Below are 24,265 nucleotides of genomic sequence, written 5' to 3'. Positions count from 1 at the left end.
GGCCGCCGGCCTGAGCCGCGCGTTCAGGCCGTGGGGTGTGCCGCGGGATGGGCCGCCGCGTGCGCCAGGTGCTGCTGGGCAAAGGCCACGTACCAGCCCAGGCAGCCCGGGTTGGCCATGGCGTCGCGGTTCACCACCTTGTCCAGCGGCTGGCCCAGCAGCAGCTTCTTGATCGGCAGCTCCTGCTTCTTGCCGCTGAGGGTGCGCGGGATTTCGGCTACCGGCACGATCTCGTCGGGCACGAAGCGCGGCGACAGCGCGCTGCGGATGGCGCCGGCGATGCGCTCGCGCAACGCATCGCTCCAGTCCACGCCGGGGCGCAGCACCACGAACAGCGGCATGTAACTGTCGCGGCCCAGGTATTCCAGGTCCACCACCAGGCTGTCCATCACCTCGGGCAGGGCTTCGACGGCGGCGTAGATCTCGCTGGTGCCCATGCGCAGGCCGTGGCGGTTGATGGTCGCGTCGGAGCGGCCGAAGATGACGCAGCCGCCGTCGGCCCCGATCTTGAGCCAGTCGCCGTGGCGCCAGACGCCGGGGTACATGTCGAAGTAGCTCGACAGGTAGCGTTGTTTGCCCTCGTCGTTCCAGAAGTACAGCGGCATCGACGGAATCGGTTGGGTGCAGACCAGCTCGCCCACCTCTCCGATGAGGGGGCGGCCGTCTTCGCTCCAGGCCTCGACCGCGCAGCCCAACTGGCGGCACTGCATCTGGCCCGGCACCTGGGGCAATTCGCGGTGGCCGCCGATGAAGGCGCCGCAGAAGTCGGTGCCGCCGGAGATGTTGCACCACCAGATCGGGCCCCCACGCTCACGGGGTTCGCTGCCCCCCGAGGGGGCCTTCGCCCCTTGGGACGGCCCGGCGGGGCTCACCGCTGTGGTGCCCAGCGCGTCGAACTGGGCGCTGCCCCAGCGTTGCACGTCTTCGGCCAGCGGTGAGCCGGTCACGCCCAGGGCGCGGATGCGGCGCAGGTCGAAGCCTTCGGCCTGCAGGGCCGGCAGGTCCACACCGGCTTTCATGCAGTTGGCGTAGTAGGCAGCGCCGGCGCCGAAGAAGGTGACCCGGTGCCGCGCCGCGAAGCGCCACAGCACGTGCCAGTCGGGGTGGTCCTTGCTGCCGCCGGGGTTGCCGTCGTACAGGACGATGGTGGTGCCGCCGGCCAGGCCGGCCACCTGGGCGTTCCACATCACCCAGCCGGTGGAGCTGTACCAGTGGAAGCGCTCGCCGAAGCTGTTGGGCGCGTAGCTGGGGCCGATGTCGTTGTGCAGGATCTTGGCCGCCAGCATGGTCATGAGGATGCCGCCGTGCCCGTGCACGATGGGTTTGGGCAGGCCGGTGGTGCCGCTGGAATACACCACCCACAGCGGGTGGTCGAAGGGCAGCCAGTCGGGCTCGAAGGCGGCGGTGGCGGCGTTGTCGCGGTCGGTCAGGGCCTCGAAGTCGGCGGCGCCGGCGACGCGTTCGGCGGCGTAAGGCGTGCGCAGGGTGATCACGTGGCCCAGGCTGGGCAGGGCGGCGCGCAGCTCGGCCACGGTGTGCGACCGGTCCAGCGGCTTGCCGCCGTAGTGCACGCCGTCGGCGGCGATCAGCACTTTGGGCTCGATCTGCTTGAAGCGGTCGAGCACGGCGGCGGTGCCCATGTCGGGCGCGCACACGCTCCAGACGGCGCCGATGCTGGCGCAGGCCAGAAAGGCCACCGCCGTTTCCGGCACGTTGGGCAGGTAGGCGGCCACGCGGTCGCCGCGCTGCACGCCCATGTCTTTCAGCGCCAGCGCCAGCGAGGCGATCTGCCGGCGCAACTCGGGCCAGCTCAGGCTGCGCACGCGGCCGCGCTCGTCCTCGCTGAGGATGGCGGGCTGCCCGGCGGCGTGGGCCGGTCCGGCGTGGCGCAGCACCTGTCGGGCGTAGTTGGTGTGCGCCCCGGGGAACCAGCGGCAGTCGGGCATGGGGCCGCCTTCGAGCACGGCGCGGTGCGGCGTGGGCGATTGCATCTGAAAGTAGTCCCAGATGCTTTGCCAGAAGGCCGGCAGGTCGGTGGTGGACCAGCGCCAGAGTTCGTCGTAGTCGGCAAAGCGCAGGCCGCGCTGCTCGCGCAGCCAGTCCTGGTAAAGGCGGATCTGGGGAATGTAGGGGGAGTGTGCTGGGGCGGTCATGGGTGTCTCCGGTGGCCCCATTATTCGCACGGCGGGGGCGTTCACTATCGCCTTGGCGTCAAGGCTGACGCGGAACTTGCCCCAAGCTGGTGCAAACGGGCAGAATCTCGCCACCAATCACCTTTGAGGAGGGGAAAACCCCATGTTCCACTGGACAGAAAAATCCGACGCGGCCCTGCAGAACGGCGGCGTCATCGGGCCGGGCGAGCGCCTGCCCTGGCCGCAAACCGCCGTCATGGGCGTGCAGCACCTCATCGCCATGTTCGGCGCCACCGTGCTCGCACCCATCCTGATGGGTTTCGACGCCAACGTCGCCATTTTGATGAGCGGCCTGGGCACGCTGGTCTTTTTCCTCGTGACCGGCGGCAAGGTGCCCAGCTACCTGGGCTCCAGCTTCGCCTTTATTGGGGTGGTGATCGCCGCCAGCGGCTACGCCGGCCCGGGGCCGAACGCGAACATCGGCGTGGCGCTGGGGGGCATCGTCGCCTGCGGGGCGGTGTACTTCCTGATCGGCGCGGTGGTGCAGGCCGTGGGCACGGGCTGGATCGAGCGCTTCATGCCGCCGGTGGTGACCGGCGCGGTGGTGGCGGTGATCGGCCTGAACCTGGCCGGCATCCCGATCAAGAACATGGCGCCCACCGGCTTCGACGCCTGGATGCAGGGCGTGACCTTCGTCTGCGTGGCGCTGGTGGCGGTGTTCACCCGCGGCCTGCTGCAGCGCCTGCTCATCCTGATGGGCCTCCTGGTGGCCAGCGTGGTGTACGCGGTGTTGACCAACGGCCTGGGCCTGGGCAAACCCCTGGACCTGAGCGGCATTGCCCACGCCGCCTGGCTGGGCTTGCCCAACTTCAGCACGCCGGTGTTCAGCGCGAACGCCATGCTGCTGATCGCACCGGTGGCCGTGATCCTGGTGGCGGAAAACCTGGGCCACATCAAGGCCGTGACCGCCATGACCGGCCAGAACCTGGACCGCTACATGGGCCGAGCCTTCATGGGCGACGGTCTGGCCACCATGGTCGCGGGCGGCGTCGGCGGTACCGGCGTGACCACCTACGCCGAGAACATCGGCGTCATGGCCGCCACCAAGATCTACTCCACCGCCATCTTCCTGGTGGCCGGGTGCATGGCCGTGCTGTTGGGCTTCAGCCCCAAGTTCGGCGCGGTGATCCAGGCCATTCCGCTGGCGGTGATGGGCGGGGTGTCCATCGTCGTGTTCGGCCTGATCGCGGTGGCCGGCGCCAAGATCTGGGTCGACAACCGGGTGGACTTTTCCGACAACAAGAACCTGCTGGTGGCCGCCATCACCCTGGTGCTGGGCACCGGCGACTACACCCTGAAGCTGGGCGATTTCGCGCTCGGGGGCATCGGGACCGCCACCTTCGGCGCCATCCTGCTGCACGCGCTGCTGAGCTGTCGCCGCAGCGGGGGCTGAACCGCGCCGCCGGTCGGGTCGGGGCTGACAAAACCGGGCGTGCGGCGTAGACTGAACGTCCGTTTGATCGATTTCGACGCATGAATTCCCTGACCTCCATCGCCAGCAGCGGCCTGCAATCGGCGCAACTCCGCCTGAATGCGGCGGCCAACAACGTGGCCAACGCCCAGACCGAGGGCTACCGCCGCGACCTGGTGCAGGCCACGGCCCAGGCCGACGGCGGCGTGACCACGCGGGTGGACAAGGCCCCCGCAGCGGGCGCCGACCTGACCCGCGACCTGGTGGAGCAAAAGGCGGCGGCCTACACCTTCAAGGCCAACCTGCAAGCGCTGAAAACCGCGGACGAGACGCTGGGCCGCCTGTTGGACGTGCGCGCCTGAGCGGGCCGCGGGCGGGGGCGGATCAGGCCCGCAGGTGGCGGTCGCGGAACGCGGTCCAGGGCTGTGGCCGGTCGAAGTGGTAGCCCTGCAGGCTGTCGCAGCCGTGGAGGGCCAGGAAATCGGCCTGGGCTTGGTTTTCCACCCCCTCGGCCACGGTCTGGATGCGAAAGCGCCGTGCGATCGACAAGATCGCCTGCACCAGCACCGCGTCGTCGGTGTCCACCTCGATGTCGCGCACAAACGCCCGGTCGATCTTGAGCTCGTGCACCGGCAGGCGTTTGAGGTAGGCCAGGCTGGAATAGCCCGTGCCGAAGTCGTCCAGTGAAAACCGGAAACCGGCCTCGCTCAAGGCCACCACGTGGCGGGCGAGTTGGTCTTGCAGCAGCACGCCTTCGGTGATTTCCAGCACCAGCGCGTCGGGCGACAGGCCGGCCTGTGCCACCACGCGTTGCAGGTCGTCGATGAATTCCGGGTGCCGGAACTGTTTGGGGCTGATGTTGACCGACAGCACAAAGTCCGGCCGCGTCTGGCGCAGGTCCTTGGCCACCGCGCAGGCGCGTTCCAGCACCCAGCGGCCCAAGGGCACGATCAGTTCCGACTCTTCGGCGATGGGCACGAACTCGGCCGGCGAAATCCAGCCCCGTTGCGGGTGGTTCCAGCGCAGCAACAGCTCGCCCCCCACCAGGCCGCCGGCCGGGGCCCATTTGCCTTGGATGAACAGGTCGAAGTGGTCGTGTGCCAGCGCCTGGCGCAGGTCGTGGTCGATCTGCAACCGCTGCGTGACCAGTTGTTGCATCGCGGTTTCATAAAACTGCACCGTGCCGCGGGTGTCGCTTTTGGCACCGTACATGGCGGTGTCTGCCTCGCGCACCAGGTCTTCGCCGGTTTCCCCGTCGGTTTTGGGGAACAGCGCGATGCCCACGCTGGCCCCGACCACCAGGGATTTGCCGTCCACCTCGATCGGCAGCTCCAGTGCCCGCAGCAGCTTGTGACCCACCCCGTGGGCGTGCAGCCGGGCGCTGGCCAGGTCGCTGCCCAGGTTCGGCAGCAGCACCAGCATCTCGTCGCCGCCCATGCGGGCCAGGGTGTCCTCCTCGCGCAGCAGCGCGCACAGCCGGCCCGCGACCTTCTGCAGCAGCTCGTCGCCCGCGCCGTGGCCGTAGCTGTCGTTGATGCGCTTGAAATGGTCGAGGTCCAGGTAGAGCAGGGCGCCGCACTGGCCGTGGCGCTGGGCCGACGCAAGGGCGCGGTTGAGCCGGTCTAGCATCACCAGGCGGTTGGGCAGGCCGGTCAGCGGGTCGGTGGTGGCGGCGCGCTGCAGCGCCGCTTCGGCGCGTTTTTGTTCGTCGATGTCCAGGTGGATGCCGGCCAGGCGGGTGACGCGGCCGCTGGCGTCGCGCTCGGTCACCGCACCGCCGCACAGCACCCAGCGCCAGTCGCCTTGGCCGGTGCGCAGCCGCTCTTCGAACTTGAAGGTGGCCTGCCGGCCCGACAGCACCTGCGCGATCGCGCCCCGGCAGGTTTGCTGGTCTTCGGGGTGCACGATGGCGCGGGTGGAGGCCCGGCTGTCGGGCAAGCCCAGGCGTTCCACCCACCCGCTGGAAAACTCCAGCACGTCGTCGTTCAGGTTCCAGGTCCAGTAGCCGATGTCGGCGGTGTAGGCCGCCAGTTCGATGTACTTGCCGGCGTGGATCTGTTCGGTCTGGTCGGAAAACGCGACGACGGCGCCCAGCGGCTGACCCGACGCGTCGGTCAGCGGCGCGGTGCGCACATCCATCCAACGCGATTCGGCGCGGCAGTTTTTCAGCGTGACCAGTTCGCGCCGCACCTCGCCCGGGCCGTGTACCGCCGCGCGCGCCAGGGCGGCGAATTCCTCGGGCACGGCGCCGTCGGCGCAGCCCTGTAGCAGCTGTTTGGCCGTGCCGTTGATGCGCTCGACCCGCGAGGCGGTGTCTTGCAGGATCAGGCCGATGGGCACCGCCTCGATCAGCGCGTCCAGGTGTTGCTGGCGCCGCACCAGGTCGGAAATGTCGGTTTCGATGGCGACGAAACCCACAAACGCCCCGCTGCTCGCGTGCAGGGGTTGCAGGTCCACGTCCATCCAGTACACGTTGCCGGTCTTGCCCCGGTTCAGGATTTGCACCCGCGCGTGGCGCCGCTCCCGCACCGCGCGTCCCAGTTCAGCGCGGGCGTCGAGCGAGGTGTCGGCGAACTGCAACAGGTCGCCGGGCTTGCAGCCCAACGCCTCCTCGGCGCGGTAGCCGGTGACGCGCTCGAACGCGGCGTTGACCCAGGTGATCGCCCCGTCCGGGTTGGCCAGGATGACGACGTTGTGCGTGCGCTCGGCCACCAGCGCCAGGCGCTCGAACTCCTCGTTGCGGCTGCGCAGCTGTAGTTCCGTTTCGCGCTGCAGTGCCATGTAGCGGCGCAGCTCCAGCAGCCGCATCAGTTGCAGGCCGAGCCGGCGCAGGGTGTCGGCGTCGTCGGCGTTGAGCCGGCGCGGCACCCGGTCGATGATGCACAGGGTGCCCAGCGCCAGACCGTCGGGGGTGAGCAGGGGGCAGCCGGCGTAAAAGCGGATGTAGGGGGCGCCGGTGACCAGGGGGTTGTGGACGAAGCGCGGATCGGCGTGGGTGTCTTCCACCACGAACAGGTCTTGCTGCAGGATGGCGTGGGCGCAAAACGCCTGGTCGCGCGGGGTGGACTCGGCCCCCAGGCCGGTTTTGCTCTTGAACCACTGGCGGTCTTCGTCCACCAGCGAAATCAGCGCGATCGGCACCCGCAGCAGCCGGCTGACCAGGGCGGTGAAGTCGTCGAAATCGGCTTCCGGGGGCGTGTCCAGCACGCCGTAGGACCGCAACCGTTCTAAGCGGGCGGATTCGTGGGGCGGCAGCGGTGCGGCGAGGTACCGGTTCATGGGCAAGGTCCTTGGTCACCCGTTGTGCGTTCCGTCCGGCGGCCGGGGGGCTGGCGCAGAACCGCGCACGACACGGTGGAAATTACCATGCCGAAGCGGGATGAATGTCCCATTTTTGGCAATACCCTTGGAGTCAAAGCGGGCAAGGGGTGCGGGGTCGGGGGCATGGGGCGCCGCGTCAGCCCGCGAGGCGGGCCAGGCCGTCGCGCAACAGACCGTTGGCGCGTTCGAATTCGTAGGCTTCGATGGCGGTGCGGAAGGCCGAGAAGGTCGGCCCCAACGCGCGCCGGAAGCGTTCGCCGTGGTGGTGGAGCAGTTCCAGTGCGTCGGCGTCGCCCAGGTCGAGCAGGCCGTCCATGCGCCGCAGCACCGCCCGCAGTTCCTCGTCCAGTGGCGGGGCGGCCTCGCTCGGGGCGCCGTCGCTTTCGGGCGTGGCGGCCAGGGGCAGCCACTGTTGCAGCTTGGCGAACAGCTTTTCGGGCACGATGGGTTTGTGGATCAGATCGCTGAAGCCGCTGCGCAGCCACGAGGTGTCGCCCGCGGCGAACACGGCGGCGGTCATGGCGATGACCGGCAGGTTGCCGTACTGCGGACTGAGCCGGATGTGTTGCGCCGTGGCATGGCCGTCCATGACCGGCATGTGGATGTCCAGCAGCACCAGGTCGTAGGCGCTCAGGGCCAACTTTTCCAGCGCCTCGGCGCCGTGGGCCGCGAGGTCGCATTCCATGCCGGCGAGCTTCAGCAGCTCGGCCCCGATCTGGCGGTACAGGCGGTCGTCGTCCACCAGCAGCACGCGCCGGCCCGCGAGTTGCGCCGCCCAAGGGGGTGACGCGGCCGCGCCGGCGGGGGGCGGGGCAGCGGCGTCGGGGGCCACGCGCGCACCGTCGGGTTTGGCCAGCTGTTCGATCACCGCGTCGAACAGCTGCTCGGTGGTCACCGGCTTGATCAGGATGCCGTCGAAGTCGTCCTGCCGGGTTTCGGCGTCCAACTCTTCGTGGCCCGCGCCGGTGATGCACAGCACGTAGGGCGCCGGCCCTCGCAGTGGCAGCGCGCGGATGGCGCGCGCGCCGCTGATGCCGTCCAGCTCGGGCATGTGCCAGTCCATGAACACCAGCCGGAACGGCTGGCCCGCCGTGTCGGCCTGCTGCACCATCTGCACCGCCTGCAGGCCGTTGGCCACGGCCGACACCTCAAAGTTCATGTGCGTGAGCTTTTGTGCCAGCAGTTGGCGGGTGGCGTGGTTGTCGTCGGCCACCAGCACGCGCTGGCCCCAGTGGTGTTCGTCGGGTACCAGGCTGCGGGCGTGGGTGTGCTTGGCGTGTTCCAGCACCGCGGTGAACCAGAAGGTCGAGCCCCGGCCCTTTTCGCTGCGCACGCCGACCTCGCCGCCCATCAGCTCGGCCAGGTTGCGCGCGATCGCCAGCCCCAGCCCGGTGCCACCGAACTGGCGGGTGGTGCTGGCGTCGGCCTGCTCAAACTCTTGGAACAGGCGGCTTTGTTCCTGCGCCGACAGGCCGATGCCGGTGTCCGACACCTCGAAACGCAGCTTTTGCCAACTCTGGCTGTGCGGCCCCACCCGCCGGGCGCTGATGTGGATTTGCCCCGATTCGGTGAACTTGACCGCGTTGTTCAGGTAGTTGATGAGCACCTGCGACAGCCGTTGCGCGTCGCCGCGCAGGTGCCGCTCAATGCCCGGCTCCACGTCCAGGATCAGCTCCAGTCCCTTGTCCTGGGCCCGGAACAGGATCATCGACATGACGTTGTTGAGCAGGACTTCGAGGTCGAAGTCGAGCCGCTCCAGCTTGACCCGGCCCGACTCCAGTTTGCTGAAGTCCAGGATGTCGTTGACCACGCCCAGCAGGTGTTTGCCCGAGGTTTCGATCTGTTCCAGGTGGCTGCGCTGGCGCGCGTTGAGTTCGGTGCGCAGCATCAGGCTGGACAGGCCGATGATGGCGTTGAGCGGCGTGCGGATTTCGTGGCTCATGTTGGCCACGAAACGGCTTTTGGACACGCTGGCCTTGATGTTGTGGTATGCCCGCAGGGCGGTCAGCACGGTGATGTGCAGCCGGTCCACCGTGAGTTCGGTTTTGTCCTTGTAATCGTCCACCTCCAGGTGGCGGATGATGTCCAGCGGGGGCGCCGCGCCGGGGTTGCCGGTGCGCAAGATCAGCCGGGTGTCGTGGTTGCCCAGTTCGTCGCGCACGAAGCGCACCAGGTCCAGCCCGGCGTGCTCGGTTTCCATCACCACGTCCACAAACGCCATGGCGATGTCGCCCTCGCGCTGGAAAATCGCCCGCGCCTCGGCCGCGCTGGTGGCGGTGAGCATGCGCAGACCCTTGCCTTTGAATTCGAGGTCTTCCAGCGCCAGCTGGGTCACTTCGAGCACGCTGGGCTCGTCGTCGACCAGCAGCAGGGTCCAGGCATCGGATGACATGGTGTGGGGGTACTCCGCGGGGGTCGTGGGCGCCGGCTCAGGCCGCGCGCCGGGTGGGGGCTGCCAGCGTGCGCGGCAACTGGATGAGGAAGGTGGTGCCCTGGCCGGCAACGCTGGTGACGGCGATGCGCCCACCCAGCACCGCTTCGACCGCGCGCCGCGACGAAAACAGCCCCAGGCCCGAGCCGCCGTTGCTGCGCCGGGTGGTGAAAAAGGGGGTGAAGGCCTTGGCCAGCGCGTCTTCGCTCATGCCGTTGCCGTTGTCGCTGACCTGGATGTGGACCCAGACCTCGTCCGCGGTCACGGCCAATCGGATCGAGCGCTGTTCCCGGTCCTCGAACGCGTGCAGGGTGGCGTTGACCACCAGGTTGGTGATCACCTGCATCAGCGAGCCGGGTTCGGTGTAGAGCGCCAGGCCTTCGGGGCACTGCAGGTCCACCACGCACTGGGCGCGCTTGACCAGGGGCGAGACGGCCAGCAGCAGGCTTTCCATGAACGGGTGCAACTGCAACACCCGCCATTCGTTGCGCGAGGCGTCGGCGGTGGTTTGCTTGAAGCTGCGCACCAGGGTTGCGGCCTTTTGCAGGTTGTTGCCGATCAGTTGGGACGACTTGGTCAGCGACTGCGCCACCTGCGCCACCGGTTCAGGCGCCAGTGCGCCTTGGGCGATCAGCCGCCCCAGTTTTTGCGCCTGTTGCTCCACCAGCGACGCGGCCGTCACCGCCACGCCGATCGGCGTGTTCAGGTCGTGTGCGATGCCGGCGATGGTCAGCCCCAGCGACTCCAGCTTGAGCGACTCCTGCAACTCCGACTCCATCAGGCCGCGTTCTTCCGCCGCCCTTTTCAGCTCGGTGATGTCGGTCTGGCAGCCGATGTAGTGCAGCAGCTGGCCCTCGCTGTCGTAGCTCGGAAAAATCAGGAAACGCACCCAGTACGGCGCGCCGGACTTGCGGTAGTTGAGGATTTCGATTTCGGCGGTGTCGCCCTGGCGGATCGCCTCGCGGATGCGCTCGACCGTCTCTGGGCGGGTGTCGGGGCCTTGCAGGAAACGGCAGTTGCGGCCCAGCACTTCCGGCTCGGTGTAGCCGGTTTGTGCCAGAAAGGCTTCGTTGACGTAGATCAGCGGCAGGTCGGGCTGGCGCGGGTCGGCGATGGTGATGCCGAACGGCGCTTTTTGCAGCACAGTGCTCAGGGTGCTGAGTTCGTCCACCTTGAGTTTGAGCTGGTGCTCGCTGTCCTCCAGGTAGCTGCGCGAAAGCAGCAGGTCTTCGTTGACCCGCAGCAGCCGCGCGTTGGCCTTGTGGTGCTCGCGCAGCGCGGCGGTGGCCGAGCCGACAAAAAACAGCAGGTAGGTGGCCATCAGCCAGGAGTCGCCGGTCTGCTGGGTCAGCGACACCGCCACGCTGATGTCTTGGATGCCACGCACATCACCGACCTGCCAGGTGCGCACCGGCGAGTCCGGGTGGCCGTTGTGGCAGTAGACGCAGGTGGCTTCCATGCGCACCGGGATCGCCAGGCGCACGCGGCTGCCGCCACTGGGGCCCGGCTCCACGCGCCAGACCTCCTGCTGCGCCGGGTGGGCGCGCAGCGCTTGCAGGGCCGAGCGCTGGAAGTCGTCCAGCGGCGGGCGCTGGCGGACGCCGAAGGGTTGGTCCGACAGGAATGCGGTGCGGAAGCCCTCGTCCGGCGCGTTCTGGTGCAGCAGGTCGCCGAGTTCGATGGACAGCGTCGCCGGGATCGGGATGCCGCCCGGCGTGTCGCGGTAGTTCTCGGTCAGCACGACGGGTTGGCCGTGGGCGGCCAGCACCCGACCGGCCACGTTGGCGGCGTAGTAGGAGCGGACCGTGGCGATGATGCGGCTGAACTGCTGGGCGTTGCGCCGGGCCTCGCGCTCCGCGTGGTTGAACGCAACTTCGTAGGCGACCCAGGGCAGACCCAACAGGGCGGCGATGAACAGCAGCAGGGGCAGCGACAGGCCCAGCATCGGCGAGTGACAGTATTTTAGGCAGGTGCACCACACTTGGGCATAGGGACTAACCCCGAGGTGGCGCGGCCGTTCACAGGCCGTGTTTTTCCGCGATCACCGCCGCCGCGGCGCGCGTTTCCACCCCCAGCTTCTCGAAGATGTGTTCCAGGTGCTTGTTCACCGTGCGTGGGCTCATGCCCAGGATGTCGGCGATGTCGCGGTTGGTCTTGCCCTTGGCGAGCCAGGACAGCACCTCGGTTTCGCGCGGCGTCAGCGTGGTGTGCGCCAGCGGGGTGTCGCGGTCTTTCGCCTCCACCAGCCCGAGCAGGAACATCGATTCCGACACGCCCACGTCGCCGATGTGGCGCGCCAGCAGCTGCTGGCCTTTGCCGGCCGGGTGGCTGCCGCTGCCCGTGCCCATGGCCTGGGCCAGCCAGGCGGCGGCGGCGTCGGCCTGCGGGAACAGTTCGCCCAGCCAGTCGGCCGCCTTGGGCGAAAGCCAGGCCACGCGCTGGCGGCTGTCGAGCACTACCGTGCCCCAGCCGGACACGTCGGTGGCCTCGCGCGCCATGCGCGCGGCGCGGGCGTTCTTCACGTGGGTGGCCAGCCGCGCCATCACCTCGGGCAGGCGCAGCGGCTTGATCACGTAGTCCACCCCGCCGGCGGCGAAACCCCGCAGCACGTGGTCGGTCTCGGCCAGGCCGGTCATGAAGACCACCGGCACGTGCGCCCAGGCCGGGTTGGCCTTGAGCGCTTGGCACAGGGCAAAGCCGTCCATGCCGGGCATGACGGCGTCGAGCAGCACGCCGTCGGGCACGGCCACCTCCAGCCTTTGCAGGGCCTCGCTGGCGCTGGTCGCGGCCAGCACCACATAGCCTTCGTCGAGCAGGGCGGTGCTGAGCATGTCCAGGATGTCGATGTCGTCGTCCACCACCAGGACGACCGGGGTGAAGGGGGCGGGCGCGGTCGGGGAGGTGTCACTCATGGTCGGCGGGGGGCTGGACGGTGTTCAGGATGCTCATGACGGTCTGGAAATCGAAGCGGTTGACGGCCACCGACAGCTGCTCCCAGAGCCGGGCCAGGTCGGGGAAGCGGGCTTGGGCCTCGGCGAGCTGGCGGCGCAGGCCGTGGATCTCGCCGCGCCGCGCCATGTGGGTGAGCGCTTCGCGCAGCTCCGGATCGATCTCGCGACGGCTCCAGTCCCAGCGGTCGGCCGGTTCGGCCGGCACCGGCGGGGCCGGGTGGTCGTGAATCCACTGCAGGTGCAGCACCTGGGTCAGCAGGCGCAGCAGTTCGGACTCGGCCACGGGCTTGGCGACGAAGCCCTGCGCCTGCAGCCGCTCCAGCCGTTCGGGCTGGTTGTCGAAGGTGTTGGCCGAAACGATGACCACCGGCAGCAGCTGCGGCGGGTAGTTCACCCGCAGGTGGGCCAGGGTCTGCCAGCCGTCCATGGTGTCCATGCTGAGGTCGAGCAGGATGGCGTCGGGCCGCTGCGCGGCCACCGCTTCCAGGCACTCCTCGCCGCTGGCGGCCTCGCGCACCACAAAGCCCAGGGGGCTGAGCAGGCCCGCCACCAGTTGCCGGTGGAAGGGCTGGTCGTCCACCACCAGCAGCGTGCGCACCGGCGGCCGGTAGCCCTTGATCGGCAGCAGCAGGTCCGGGCCGGCGGGCACCGGCAGCTGCGCCTGGCCCAGCGTGGGCAGGTACAACCGCACCGTGAAGGTGGTGCCCGCGCCCGGGGCGCTCTGCAGCGTCAGCTCGCCGCCCATCATGCTCACCAGCAGGTGGGTGATGGTCAGCCCCAGGCCGGTGCCGGTTTGCGGGTTGCGCCGCCCGGCGGCCCCGCGCTCGTAGGGCAGGAAGATGCGCTGCTGGTCGGTCGGGGCGATGCCGATGCCGGTGTCCACCACGGCCAGCCGGGCCACCTGCTGGCGGAAGTCCAGCCGCAGCGTCACCTGGCCCTCGTCGGTGAAGCGCAGCGCGTTGGTCAGCAGGTTGATGAGGATCTGCCGCAGGCGCTTCGGGTCGGCTTTGATCCACGTAGGCAGTTCACCTTCCAGTTCCACGGCAAAGCGCAGGCCCTTGGCGGCAGCCTGGGGTTTCATCATGTGTTCCACGTCGCCGATCAGGCTGGGCAGGTGCACCGGCACCGCGTCCAGCTTCATGCGGCCGGCCTCGATGCGGGCCAGCTCCAGCGATTCGTCGATCAGCGCGTGCATGTGGTGGCCGCTGCGTTCGATGCCCGCCACCGTCGCCTTGAGCTCGCCCTGGATGTCGGGCTTCTTCTGCAGGATCTGGGCGTGGCCCAGGATGCTGGTCAGCGGCGAGCGCAGCTCGTGCGTCAGCCCGGCGATGTAGCGCGTCTTGGCCTGGCTGGCCGATTCGGCCTGGTCGCGCGCCTGCTTGAGCGCGGCGTCGGTGTGGCGGTGGGCCTCGATCTCCTGTTTGAGCAGCTCGGTCTGGCGTTCCGATTCGTCCTGGGCGATGCGCCGGCTGTCGGTGGTCAGCACCACCCACCACGCCGCCACCGCCGACAGCAGCCCGAGCAGGGCGTAGATCTTGAGCAGCCCGATCTGCAGGTCGCCCACGTCGGTGCGGTGCGACTCCTGCATGTAGACGATGAGGAAGGTCAGCCCGATGACGCCCCACAGCAGCAGGAACACCAGCAGGAAATGGCCGACGCGGAAGTGCAGCACCGACAGCCACTGCTGCGGCACCAGCTTGCCCAGCCAGTGGCGCAGCTGGTCGGTGGCGCGCGACTGGTGCTTGCAGCGGTCGTGGCAGCGCGATTCGAGCGAGCAGCAGAGCGAGCAGATCGGGGCGGCGTAGGCCGGGCAGGCGGCCATGTCCTCGGATTCGAAGCGGTTTTCGCAAACGGCGCAGGTCAGCAGCTCGCCGCGGCGCCATTGGGCCTCGGGCTGGCGCGCGCTGTAGTAGTGGCCGCCGGTCAGCCAGGCCAGTGTGGGCGCCAGCAGCAGCGCCAGGCCCAGCGCGATGAAGGGCGAGAACGCGGCCGCCATCTCGCCCAGGGCACCGCTGTAGGCCACCGTGGCCACCACCGCCGCCAGCACCATGGCACCCAGGCCCACCGGATTGAAGTCGTACAGGTGGGCGCGGCGGAATTCGATGCCCGCCGGGCTCAGGCCCAGCGGCTTGTTGATGACCAGGTCGGCCACCAGCGCCCCCACCCAGGCGATGGCCACGTTGCTGTAGATGCCCAGCACGATCTCCAGCCCCGCGAACACGTCCAGCACCATCAGCAGCGTGGCGATGACCACGTTGAACACCAGCCACACCACCCGCCCCGGGTGGCTGCGGGTGATGCGCGAGAAGAAGTTGGACCAGGCCAGTGAGCCGGCGTAGGCGTTGGTGACGTTGATCTTGACCTGCGACACCAGCACGAAGAACAGCGTCAGCGCCACCGCCACGCCCGGCAGGCCGAACATCTCGCTGAAGGTGGTCAGGTACATCTGCGCCGGTTCGGCCGCGCGCGCCGGCACGATCTCGTGCTGCATGGCGAAGAAGGCCAGCAGCGCGCCGCCCACCATCTTGAGCATGCCCACCACCGCCCAGCCCGGCCCGGCCACCAGCAGGGCCGACCACCAGCGCCCCCGGTTCGCCGGCGTCAGCGGCGGCAGGAAGCGCAGGTAGTCCACCTGCTCGCCGATCTGCACCACCAGCGCGAAGATGACCGAGCAGGCCGTGCCGAACATCAGCCAGTCGAAGCCGCTGCTGCCCGACTTGAGTCCGGCCAGTTGCCCCAGTTCGCGGAACACTTGCGGTTCGTGCAGCGCCAGCCAGACGAAGGGCAGGCACATCAGGAACAGCCAGGGCAGTTGCGTCCAGCCCTGCAGTTTGGAGATGAAGGTGATGCCGCGCACCGTCAGCGGGATGATGACCAGCGCCGAGACCACGTAGCACACGGTCAGGTGCCAGTCGGTGGCCAGGCGCAGGGCCATGGCCATGATGGCCGCCTCCAGCGCGAAAAAGATGAAGGTGAAGCCGGCGTAGATGAGGGAGGTGATGGTCGAGCCCAGGTAGCCGAAGCCGGCGCCGCGGGTCAGCAGGTCCAGGTCCAGGCCGTGGCGCGCCGCGTGGTAAGCGATGGGCAAACCCGTGGCAAAGATGATGGCGCACACCACCCCGATCGCCAGCATGGCGTTGGTGAAGCCGTAGTTGATGGCGATGGCCGCCCCGATCGCCTCCAGCGCCAGGAAGGACAGCGAGCCGAAGGCGGTGCTGGCCACCCGCCATTCGCTCCATTTGCGGAAGCTGCGCGGCGCGTAGCGCAGGGCGTAGTCCTCCATGGTCTCGTCGGCCACCCAGGTGTTGTAGGCGCGGCGGTAGCGAAAGATCTGTTGCTCCCGGGGTGGGGGGCGCGACGGGGATTTGCTCATGCACCAACAGCAAGCAAGAACCGGCCCAGCCGCGCCGTTGCGGTGCGTACGCAGCCACTACGTTATTTGACGTATGGCCGGGAATGCGGGCTTTCCCTAACCTTCGGTCCACGTTCTGTTTTTCTTCCACCCCGCACCGCAAGGAGTGTTTTCATGGACCACAAGCACGTCACCCTGTCGCCCCAGGCCGACCTTCAGCGTCGCCGTTTGATCCAGGCCGCCGGTCTGGCCTCGGTCGCCGGCCTGTCGCCCTGGGCCCTGGCCCAAGGCAAGCCGCCCACCGCCCAGGTCAACACCACCAAGCTCGCCATCACCGACACCGAGGTGACCGTGGGCCAGCTGCACTCCGCCACCGGCACCATGGCGATCTCCGAGACCGGCTCCATCCAGGCCGAGCAGCTCGCCATCGACCAGATCAACGCCATGGGCGGCATCCTGGGCCGCAAGATCAAGGTGATCAAGGAAGACGGCGCCTCCGACTGGCCGACCTTCGCCGAAAAATCGAAGAAGCTGCTGATCAACGACCGCTGCGCCGCCGTCTTCGGCTGCTGGACCTCGGCCTCGCGCAAGGCCGTGCTGCCGGTGTTCGAGAAAGAGAACGGCCTGCTCTACTACCCCACCTTCTACGAAGGCCTGGAGCAGTCCAAGAACGTGATCTACACCGGCCAGGAAGCCACCCAGCAGATCCTCTACAGCCTGGACTGGGCCAAGACCGAGAAGAAGGCCAAGACCTTCTTCCTGATCGGCTCCGACTACATCTGGCCGCGCACCTCGATGAAGATCGCGCGCAAGCACATCGAGAACTTCCAGAAGGGCAAGGTCGTCGGCGAGGAGTACTACCCGCTGGGCAGCACCAACTTCGGCTCGCTGATGAACAAGATCAAGCTGCAGAAGCCGGACTGCATCTTCGCCGCCGTGGTCGGCGGCTCCAACGTGGCCTTCTACAAGGCGCTCAAGGCCGCTGGCATCACCGGTGACAAGCAGCTGCTCGTCACCCTGTCGGTGACCGAGGACGAGATGACCGGCGTGGGCGGCGAAAACTTCAAGGGCTTCTACTCGTCCATGAAGTACTTCCAGTCCCTGGACAACGAGAACAACAAGAAGTTCGTGGCCGCCTTCAAGGCCAAGTACGGCAAGGACGCCGTCATCGGCGACGTGACGCAGGCGGGTTACCTGGGCCCGTGGCTGTGGAAGGCCGCGGTCGAGAAGGCCGGTAGCTTCGACGTGGACAAGGTCGTGGCCGCGTCCGAAACCGGGATCGAACTCAAGACCGCGCCCGAGGGCTACGTCAAGCTCGACAAGAACCACCACCTGTGGAGCAAGTCGCGCATCGCCATGGGCATGCCGGACGCCACGTTCAAGGTGGTGTCGGAGTCGCCCGAGCTGATCAAACCCGATCCCTTCCCCAAGGGCTACCAGTAATCCCGGCGCGCCACGGCCTTCCCACGTGGGGGCCGTGGCCTTTTTTTCGGTGTGCTTCGGCGTTGCCTTGGAGAGCCACATGACGTTTTCTGACATGCTCAACATCGGCCTGATGCAGGGCTTCGCGGGCCTGAGCCTGTTCGCGGTGCTGCTGCTCATGGGTCTGGGCCTGGCCATCATCTTCGGGCAGATGGGGGTCATCAACATGGCGCACGGTGAGTTCATGACCATCGGCGCGTACACCATTTTTCTCGGCTCCACCCTGGCCGAGGCCGTCGGCGCCAACGCCACCGCCTACTACTTTCCCTTCGCCATCCTGGCGGCCTTCGTGTTCGCCTTCATGGCGGGCTGGCTGCTGGAGTGGGCGCTGATCCGCCACCTCTACAAGCGCCCGCTGGACACCCTGCTGGCCACCTGGGGCGTGAGCCTGGCGCTGCAGCAGTGCTTCCGCACCTTCATCGGCCCGAAAGAGGTGAGCCCGACCCTCCCCGACTGGCTGATGGGTTCCTGGGCGCCGGCCGAGGGGCTGGACATCCCGATCAACGGCCTGTTCGTGCTGGGCCTGACCGTGGTCGCCACCGCCGGCGTGCTGCTGGCGCTGCACAAGAGCCGCTGGGGCCTGCGGGTGCGTGCCACGGTGAGCAACCGCGTCATGGCCAACGCCATCGGCATCGACACCAAGAAGACCGACCGGCTGACATTTGCCATCGGCTGCGGCATCGCCGGTGTGGCCGGTGCGGCCTTCACCACCATCGGCTCCACCGGTCCCACCTCGGGTTCGCTCTACATCGTCGATGCCTTCCTGGTGGTCACCTTCGGTGGCGCGGCCAGCCTGCTGGGTACCGTGGTGTCGGCCTTCGGCATCGCACAGACGCAGTCCATCACCGAGTTCTTCATGGCCGGCTCCATGGCCAAGGTGCTCACGCTGTCGCTCATCGTGGTGATCCTGATGATGCGCCCGCAAGGCCTGTTCGCCAGCAAGGTCCGCCGCTGATCCACCCCCCGGAGAAGAAGTCATGAACGCATTGAAAGCCTTGATCCAGCGTTACCAGTTGGCCAGCGTGCTGCTGCTGACGCTGTTGCTGGCGGTGGTATTGCCGCTGTCGCTGGACATCTTCCGCCTGAACCTGGTCGGCAAGTACCTGACCTACGCCTTCGTCGCCATCGGCCTGGTCATGCTGTGGGGCTACGGCGGCGTGCTCAGCCTGGGGCAGGGCGTGTTCTTCGGCCTGGGGGGCTACGCCATGGCCATGTTCCTCAAGCTGGAGGCGTCGGACCCGGAGAGCACCAAGATCCAGTCCACCCCCGGCATCCCGGACTTCATGGACTGGAACCAGCTGACCGAACTGCCCTCGTTCTGGCTGCCGTTCAAGAGCCTGCCGTTCTCGCTGGCGGCGGTGATCGTGGTGCCCACGCTGCTGGCCTGGATCGTCAGTTTCGCGATGTTCAAGCGCCGCGTGGGTGGGGTCTACTTCGCCATCATCACCCAGGCGGTGGCGCTGATCCTGACGGTGCTGATCATCGGGCAGCAAGGTTACACCGGCGGCGTCAACGGCATGACCGACCTCAAGACCCTGCTGGGTTGGGACACCCGCACCGACAGCGCCAAGTACATCCTGTACTACGTCTGTGTCGCCCTGCTGGTGGCGTCCATTCTGCTGTGCCGCTGGATCCAGACCAGCAAGCTCGGCACCTTGCTGCTGGCCATGCGCGACAAGGAAGACCGGGTGCGCTTCTCGGGTTACGACGTGGCCAACTTCCGCATCTTCGCCTTCTGCCTGGCGGCGGCGCTGTCGGGCATCGGTGGGGCCATGTTCACCCTGCAGGTGGGCTTCATGTCGCCGAGCTTCGTCGGCATCGTGCCCTCCATCGAGATGGTGATCTTCGCCGCCGTCGGCGGCCGCATGAGCCTGGTGGGCGCGGTCTACGGCGCGCTGCTGGTCAACGCCGGCAAGACGCTGTTTTCGGAAAACTTCCCCGACGCCTGGCTGTTCCTGATGGCGGCCCTCTTCATCGGCGTGACCATGTTCTTCCCCATGGGCCTGGCCGGTGTCTGGAGCGACAAGATCGTGCCGTGGTGGAACGCCCGCCGCGCCCAGCGGACCGCCACCCCCACCCCGGTGGCCCCGGTGGCGTCCAAGGCCAGCGCTTCCGAGGCGGCCCACGCCGATCCCGCCCCCCTGCCCACCGGCATCACCGGCCAGAGCGCCTGAGCCCAGGAGACCTTCATGAGCAGCACCGATTTCGCCCTGGCGGTCGAGGACCTGACCGTCTCCTTCGACGGCTTCAAGGCCATCGAGGACCTGACCCTCTACATCGACAAGAACGAGTTGCGCGTGATCATCGGCCCCAACGGCGCCGGCAAGACCACGCTGCTCGACCTGATCTGCGGCAAGACCCGCGCCAGCGCCGGCAGCATCAAGTTCAAGGACGAGGAAATCATCGGCCTGGCCGAGCACCAGCGGGTGCGCAAGGGCATCGGCCGCAAGTTCCAGACGCCGTCCATCTACGAAAACCTGTCGGTGTTCCAGAACCTGGAGGTGTCCTACCCCAGCGGCCGCTCGGTGTTCGGGGCCCTGGCCTTCAAGTGCACCGACACGGTCCAGGCCAAGGTGCAGGAGGTGGCCGCCGACATCGGCCTGGCCGACAAGCTCGACACCGAGGCCGGCCTGCTCTCGCACGGGCAGAAGCAGTGGCTGGAGATCGGCATGCTGCTGATGCAGGAGCCCGAACTGCTGATGCTGGACGAGCCCATCGCCGGCATGAGCGCGCGCGAACGCGACCTGACCGCCGAGTTGCTCAACCGCATCTGCCAGAACCGCGCCGTGATCGTGATCGAGCACGACATGGACTTCGTGAAAAAGATCGCCCACAAGGTCACCGTCATGCACCAGGGAAAGATCCTGGCCGAAGGGCCGATGGACAAGGTCCAGGCCGACCCCAAGGTCATCGACGTCTACCTCGGCCACTGAGCGCCGGCACCCACAGGAGTCCCACATGCTGCAAGTCAAAGACCTGTTCGTTGCCTACGGGCAAAGCGAGGCGCTGCACGGCCTGTCGTTCGAGGGCCGCGCCAACGAAACCGTGGCCATCATGGGCCGCAACGGCATGGGCAAGACCACGCTGTTCAAAAGCCTGATGGGCATCCTGCCGATCAAGAGCGGTTCGGTCAGCGTCGCCGGCCAGGACGTCTCCAAGGACGAGAGCTTCCGCCGCGTCGCCAAAGGCATTGCCTACGTGCCCCAGGGCCGCATGATTTTCCCGACGCTGACGGTGGAAGAAAACATCCACACCGGGCTGGAGAACGCCAAGGACAAGCGCGTGCCCGACGAGATCTACGCCCTGTTCCCGGTGCTGTGGGACATGCGCGCGCGCAAGGGCGGCAACCTCTCGGGCGGGCAGCAGCAGCAGTTGGCGATTGCCCGCGCGCTGGTGACCGACCCCAAGGTGCTGCTGCTCGACGAGCCGACCGAAGGCATCCAGCCGTCCATCATCAAGGACATCGCCAAGGCGCTCAACGAGATCCGCAAGATGCGCCAGCTCACCATCATCGTTTCGGAGCAGGTGCTGTCGTTTGCCATGGACGTGGCCGACCGCCTGTTCGTGATCGAAGGCGGCCGCCTGGTGCACGAGACCGCCCGCGCCGACACCGACGAGGCGCGCATCAAGTCCTACCTCTCCGTCTGATCCCCCCTTCACCGTCAACCCAAGGAGTCCGTCATGCCCGAAACGCTCATCAAGGTCGATCTGAGCCAGCCCGCCCCGTCCAACCCCCTGGTGCACAACCGCTGGCACCCCGACATTCCCATGGCCTGCTGGGTCAACCCCGGTGACGACTTCGTGCTGGAAACCTACGACTGGACCGGCGGTTTCATCCAGAACAACGACAGCGCCGACGACGTGCGCGACATCGACCTGACCACGGTGCACTACCTCAGCGGCCCGGTGGGCGTGCGCGGCGCCGAGCCCGGCGACCTGCTGGTGGTGGACCTGCTGGACATCGGCGCCAAGGACGACAGCCTGTGGGGCTTCAACGGCTTCTTCAGCAAGAACAACGGCGGCGGCTTCCTGACCGACCACTTCCCGGCCGCGCAAAAGTCCATCTGGGACTTCCACGGCATGTTCACCAGCTCGCGCCACGTGCCGGGCGTGAAGTACGCCGGCCTGATCCACCCGGGTCTGATCGGCTGCCTGCCCGACCCCAAGATGCTGGAGACCTGGAACACCCGCGAGCAGGCGCTGATCGACTCCGACCCGGCCACCAGCGGCCTGGCCAACCCGCCCTTCGCCGGCACCGCCCACTGCGGCCAGGCGCAGGGCGAGGTCAAGGCCAAGATCGCCGCCGAGGGCGCCCGCACCGTGCCCCCGCGCGAACACGGCGGCAACTGCGACATCAAAGACCTGTCGCGCGGTTCCAAAATCTTCTTCCCGGTGTACGTGGACGGCGCCGGCCTGAGCGTGGGCGACCTGCACTTCAGCCAGGGCGACGGCGAGATCACCTTCTGCGGCGCCATCGAAATGGCCGGCTGGGTGCACATGAAGGTGCAGCTCATCAAGGGCGGCATGGCCAAGTACGGCATCAAAAACCCGATCTTCAAGCCCAGCCCGATCACGCCCACCTACAACGACTACATCATCTTCGAAGGCATCAGCGTCGACGAGAGCGGCAAGCAGTACTACCTGGACGTGAACGTGGCCTACAAGCAGGCCTGCCTCAACGCCATCGAGTACCTCAAGAAGTTCGGTTACAGCGGCGCGCAGGCCTATTCCATCCTGGGCACAGCGCCGGTGCAGGGCCACATCAGCGGCGTGGTGGACGTGCCCAACGCCTGCGCCACGCTGTGGCTGCCGACGCAGATCTTCGACTTCGACATCAACCCGAGCGCGGCCGGCCCCGTCAAGCACCTGGACGGCAGCATCGACATGCCGATTTCCTACGACCTGAAGCTGTAAACCGCCGTTCGGAGCCGTCCCATGCCCACCTACGACTACGCCTGCCCGAGCTGCGGCGGCTTCGACGCCTTCCGCAGCCTGGCCGACCGCAACGAGCCCGCCGCCTGCCCGGACTGCGGCACCGCCTCGCCCCGGGTGCTGGCGTCCGCGCCGCGCCTGGCGCTGATGGACGGCGGCACCCGCAGCGCCATCGCCGTCAACGAGCGCGCCCGGCACGAGCCGAAAAGCTCGCGCGACTACCAGCGCCTCAAGCACCCGGCCGGCTGCGGCTGCTGCAGCCCCGGCCGCAGCAAGGCCACGGTGACCGCGCCCAACGGCGCCAAGGCCTTCCCCAGCAAACGCCCCTGGATGATCAGCCACTGACCCCGAAAGCCCCACATGATCCACGGTGACATTTCCAGCAGCGCCGACACCGTCGGCGTGGCCGTCGTCAACTACAAAATGCCGCGCCTGCACACCAAGGCCGAGGTGCTGGCCAACGCCCGCAAAATCGCCGACATGGTGGTGGGCATGAAGCAGGGCCTGCCCGGCATGGACCTGGTGGTGTTCCCCGAGTACAGCACACAGGGCATCATGTACGACGCCCAAGAGATGTACGACACCGCCGCCGCCATCCCCGGCGAGGAAACCGAAATTTTTGCCGCTGCCTGCCGCAAGGCCAAGGTCTGGGGCGTGTTCTCGCTCACCGGCGAGCGCCACGAGGAGCACCCGCACAAGGCGCCGTACAACACCCTCATCCTGATGAACGACCAGGGCGAGATCGTGCAGAAGTACCGCAAGATCATGCCCTGGGTGCCCATCGAAGGCTGGTACCCCGGCAACTGCACCTACGTGAGCGAAGGCCCCAAGGGCCTGAAGGTCAGCCTCATCATCTGCGACGACGGCAACTACCCCGAAATCTGGCGCGACTGTGCCATGAAGGGCGCCGAGCTGATCGTGCGCTGCCAGGGCTACATGTATCCGGCCAAGGAGCAGCAGATCCTCATCAGCAAGGCCATGGCCTTTGCCAACAACACCTACGTGGCGGTGGCCAACGCAGCCGGCTTCGACGGGGTGTACAGCTACTTCGGCCACAGCGCCCTGATCGGCTTCGACGGCCGAACCCTCGGCGAATGCGGCGAAGAGGAAATGGGCGTGCAGTACGCCGCGCTGTCCAAGAGCCTGATCCGCGACTTCCGCAAGCACGGCCAGAGCGAGAACCACCTGTTCAAGCTGCTGCACCGCGGCTACACCGGCAAGATCAACTCGGGCGAGGGCGGGGACGATGCCAAGGGCGTGGCCGCCTGCCCCTACAGCTTCTACGGCCAGTGGATCAACGACCCGGAAGGCACCCGCAAGCAGGTGGAGTCGTTCACCCGTTCCACCGTGGGCACGCCGGAGTGCCCGATCGACGGCATCCCGAACCAGCCGCCCGAGCACCGCTGACATGCTCGACGCCTGGCGCGTGACCGCGCCGCCTTACTACCGGCCGGTGGCCGAGGAGGTGGCGCTGTGCGAAAAAGCCTTTGCCCACCGGGTGCCGCTGCTGCTCAAGGGGCCCACCGGCTGCGGCAAGACGCGCTTCGTCGAGTACATGGCCTGGAAGCTGGGCCGCCCACTCGTCACCGTGGCCTGCAACGAGGACCTGTCGGCCGCCGACCTGGTGGGCCGCTACCTGCTGGACGCCCAGGGCACCACCTGGCACGACGGTCCGCTCACCACCGCGCTGCGCCACGGCGCCATCTGCTACCTGGACGAGGTGGTGGAGGCGCGCCAGGACACCACGGTGGTCATCCACCCGCTGACCGACGCCCGGCGCGTCCTGCCGCTGGAGAAAAAGGGCGAGCTGGTGCACGCGCACCCGGACTTCCAGCTGGTCGTGTCCTACAACCCCGGCTACCAGAGCCGGGCCAAGGACTTGAAGCCGTCCACCCGCCAGCGCTTCGCCGCCCTGGCCTTCGACTACCCGACGCCCGAGGTGGAGGCCGAGGTGGTGGCACACGAGGCCGGCATTCCGCTGGCGCTGGCCGCGCAGCTGGTGGCCATCGCCGCGGGGTCGCGCCGCCTGCGCCAGCGCGGGCTGGACGAAGGCGCCTCCACCCGCATGCTGGTCTACGCCGGCTTGCTGATCGTGGACGGCGTGCCGCCCCGCGTGAGCTGCGAGATGACGATGGTGCAGGCCCTCACCGACGAGCCCGAGATGCTGGCCGCCCTGCGCGCCCTGGTGGACGC

17 protein-coding genes are annotated in these 24,265 nt (G+C 67.9%); 11 read left to right on the top strand and 6 right to left on the bottom strand.

The genetic code is table 11. From position 1 onward, the window contains the following. Positions 1-23: 23 nt before the first annotated feature. Positions 24-2,153 (bottom strand): acetoacetate--CoA ligase, encoded by a 2,130-nt coding sequence (locus CON77_RS06680; RefSeq protein ID WP_101048369.1) that lies wholly within the window; start codon positions 2,151-2,153, stop codon positions 24-26. 142 nt (positions 2,154-2,295) lie between these two features. Here CON77_RS06680 and CON77_RS06675 point away from each other — a divergent pair, with 142 nt between their 5' ends. Continuing rightward, positions 2,296-3,585 carry a solute carrier family 23 protein gene (locus CON77_RS06675; protein WP_101048367.1) on the top strand — a complete coding sequence of 430 codons (1,290 nt, stop codon included), beginning with the start codon at positions 2,296-2,298 and terminating at the stop codon, positions 3,583-3,585. A gap of 80 nt (positions 3,586-3,665) precedes the next feature. Then, positions 3,666-3,965, top strand: coding sequence for a flagellar basal body protein (locus tag CON77_RS06670; RefSeq protein ID WP_101048366.1), 300 nt, complete (start codon positions 3,666-3,668; stop codon positions 3,963-3,965). A gap of 22 nt (positions 3,966-3,987) precedes the next feature. Here CON77_RS06670 and CON77_RS06665 read toward each other — a convergent pair whose 3' ends face one another. The 5 genes from CON77_RS06665 to CON77_RS06645 all read right to left on the bottom strand — a co-directional run bounded on the left by CON77_RS06665 (position 3,988) and on the right by CON77_RS06645 (position 15,679). Then, positions 3,988-6,882 (bottom strand): EAL domain-containing protein, encoded by a 2,895-nt coding sequence (locus tag CON77_RS06665; protein WP_101048364.1) that lies wholly within the window; start codon positions 6,880-6,882, stop codon positions 3,988-3,990. 178 nt (positions 6,883-7,060) lie between these two features. Further along, entirely contained in the window at positions 7,061-9,316 is a 2,256-nt protein-coding gene (locus CON77_RS06660) for a response regulator (protein ID WP_101048363.1), read from the bottom strand. 37 nt (positions 9,317-9,353) lie between these two features. After that, complete coding sequence (locus tag CON77_RS06655; protein WP_101048361.1) at positions 9,354-11,300, bottom strand: ATP-binding protein; 1,947 nt, start codon at positions 11,298-11,300, stop codon at positions 9,354-9,356. 73 nt (positions 11,301-11,373) lie between these two features. Continuing rightward, complete coding sequence (locus CON77_RS06650; protein WP_101048359.1) at positions 11,374-12,267, bottom strand: response regulator transcription factor; 894 nt, start codon at positions 12,265-12,267, stop codon at positions 11,374-11,376. Then, a complete protein-coding gene (locus CON77_RS06645; protein ID WP_101048358.1) occupies positions 12,260-15,679 on the bottom strand; it encodes a hybrid sensor histidine kinase/response regulator in 3,420 nt (1,139 codons plus the stop codon). Before CON77_RS06645 ends, CON77_RS06650 begins: the two co-directional genes overlap by 8 nt. A gap of 153 nt (positions 15,680-15,832) precedes the next feature. Between CON77_RS06645 and urtA the strand changes: the two genes are divergently transcribed. From urtA to CON77_RS06600, 9 genes are all read left to right on the top strand, one after another. Next, positions 15,833-17,101: an urea ABC transporter substrate-binding protein gene (urtA, locus tag CON77_RS06640; RefSeq protein ID WP_101048356.1), complete on the top strand. Its 1,269-nt coding sequence runs from the start codon at positions 15,833-15,835 to the stop codon at positions 17,099-17,101. A 79-nt stretch (positions 17,102-17,180) separates the two neighbouring features. Beyond that, positions 17,181-18,095, top strand: coding sequence for an urea ABC transporter permease subunit UrtB (gene urtB / locus CON77_RS06635; protein WP_101048370.1), 915 nt, complete (start codon positions 17,181-17,183; stop codon positions 18,093-18,095). A gap of 22 nt (positions 18,096-18,117) precedes the next feature. Then, positions 18,118-19,314 (top strand): urea ABC transporter permease subunit UrtC, encoded by a 1,197-nt coding sequence (urtC, locus tag CON77_RS06630; RefSeq protein WP_101048354.1) that lies wholly within the window; start codon positions 18,118-18,120, stop codon positions 19,312-19,314. 15 nt (positions 19,315-19,329) lie between these two features. Beyond that, on the top strand, positions 19,330-20,073 hold the full coding sequence (gene urtD, locus CON77_RS06625; RefSeq protein WP_101048352.1) for an urea ABC transporter ATP-binding protein UrtD: 744 nt from the start codon (positions 19,330-19,332) through the stop codon (positions 20,071-20,073). Between the two features lie 25 nt (positions 20,074-20,098). Next, entirely contained in the window at positions 20,099-20,788 is a 690-nt protein-coding gene (gene urtE, locus CON77_RS06620) for an urea ABC transporter ATP-binding subunit UrtE (protein ID WP_101048350.1), read from the top strand. Between the two features lie 33 nt (positions 20,789-20,821). Further along, a complete protein-coding gene (gene fmdA / locus CON77_RS06615) occupies positions 20,822-22,054 on the top strand; it encodes a formamidase (RefSeq protein ID WP_101048348.1) in 1,233 nt (410 codons plus the stop codon). A 21-nt stretch (positions 22,055-22,075) separates the two neighbouring features. Continuing rightward, positions 22,076-22,417 (top strand): FmdB family zinc ribbon protein, encoded by a 342-nt coding sequence (locus CON77_RS06610; RefSeq protein ID WP_101048347.1) that lies wholly within the window; start codon positions 22,076-22,078, stop codon positions 22,415-22,417. Between the two features lie 15 nt (positions 22,418-22,432). Further along, positions 22,433-23,479: an aliphatic amidase gene (locus tag CON77_RS06605; protein WP_101048345.1), complete on the top strand. Its 1,047-nt coding sequence runs from the start codon at positions 22,433-22,435 to the stop codon at positions 23,477-23,479. Position 23,480: 1 nt separating this feature from the next. Beyond that, on the top strand, positions 23,481-24,265 hold a 785-nt coding region (locus tag CON77_RS06600), incomplete at its 3' end, for a CbbQ/NirQ/NorQ/GpvN family protein (RefSeq protein WP_101048344.1).

The sequence above is a fragment of the Macromonas nakdongensis genome, from assembly GCF_002837145.1.
Taxonomy (GTDB): Bacteria; Pseudomonadota; Gammaproteobacteria; order Burkholderiales; family Burkholderiaceae_C; genus Macromonas_B; species Macromonas_B nakdongensis.
This window is presented reverse-complemented; position numbering and strand designations above follow the sequence as displayed.

What these genes read in the sequence shown, in the direction of transcription:
- CON77_RS06680 (WP_101048369.1), bottom strand. Translation starts at nt 2,153, where the DNA reads ATGACCGCCCCAGCACACTCCCCCTACATTCCCCAGATCCGCCTTTAC.
- CON77_RS06675 (WP_101048367.1), top strand. Translation starts at nt 2,296, where the DNA reads ATGTTCCACTGGACAGAAAAATCCGACGCGGCCCTGCAGAACGGCGGC.
- CON77_RS06670 (WP_101048366.1), top strand. Translation starts at nt 3,666, where the DNA reads ATGAATTCCCTGACCTCCATCGCCAGCAGCGGCCTGCAATCGGCGCAA.
- CON77_RS06665 (WP_101048364.1), bottom strand. Translation starts at nt 6,882, where the DNA reads ATGAACCGGTACCTCGCCGCACCGCTGCCGCCCCACGAATCCGCCCGC.
- CON77_RS06660 (WP_101048363.1), bottom strand. Translation starts at nt 9,316, where the DNA reads ATGTCATCCGATGCCTGGACCCTGCTGCTGGTCGACGACGAGCCCAGC.
- CON77_RS06655 (WP_101048361.1), bottom strand. Translation starts at nt 11,300, where the DNA reads ATGCTGGGCCTGTCGCTGCCCCTGCTGCTGTTCATCGCCGCCCTGTTG.
- CON77_RS06650 (WP_101048359.1), bottom strand. Translation starts at nt 12,267, where the DNA reads ATGAGTGACACCTCCCCGACCGCGCCCGCCCCCTTCACCCCGGTCGTC.
- CON77_RS06645 (WP_101048358.1), bottom strand. Translation starts at nt 15,679, where the DNA reads ATGAGCAAATCCCCGTCGCGCCCCCCACCCCGGGAGCAACAGATCTTT.
- urtA (WP_101048356.1), top strand. Translation starts at nt 15,833, where the DNA reads ATGGACCACAAGCACGTCACCCTGTCGCCCCAGGCCGACCTTCAGCGT.
- urtB (WP_101048370.1), top strand. Translation starts at nt 17,181, where the DNA reads ATGACGTTTTCTGACATGCTCAACATCGGCCTGATGCAGGGCTTCGCG.
- urtC (WP_101048354.1), top strand. Translation starts at nt 18,118, where the DNA reads ATGAACGCATTGAAAGCCTTGATCCAGCGTTACCAGTTGGCCAGCGTG.
- urtD (WP_101048352.1), top strand. Translation starts at nt 19,330, where the DNA reads ATGAGCAGCACCGATTTCGCCCTGGCGGTCGAGGACCTGACCGTCTCC.
- urtE (WP_101048350.1), top strand. Translation starts at nt 20,099, where the DNA reads ATGCTGCAAGTCAAAGACCTGTTCGTTGCCTACGGGCAAAGCGAGGCG.
- fmdA (WP_101048348.1), top strand. Translation starts at nt 20,822, where the DNA reads ATGCCCGAAACGCTCATCAAGGTCGATCTGAGCCAGCCCGCCCCGTCC.
- CON77_RS06610 (WP_101048347.1), top strand. Translation starts at nt 22,076, where the DNA reads ATGCCCACCTACGACTACGCCTGCCCGAGCTGCGGCGGCTTCGACGCC.
- CON77_RS06605 (WP_101048345.1), top strand. Translation starts at nt 22,433, where the DNA reads ATGATCCACGGTGACATTTCCAGCAGCGCCGACACCGTCGGCGTGGCC.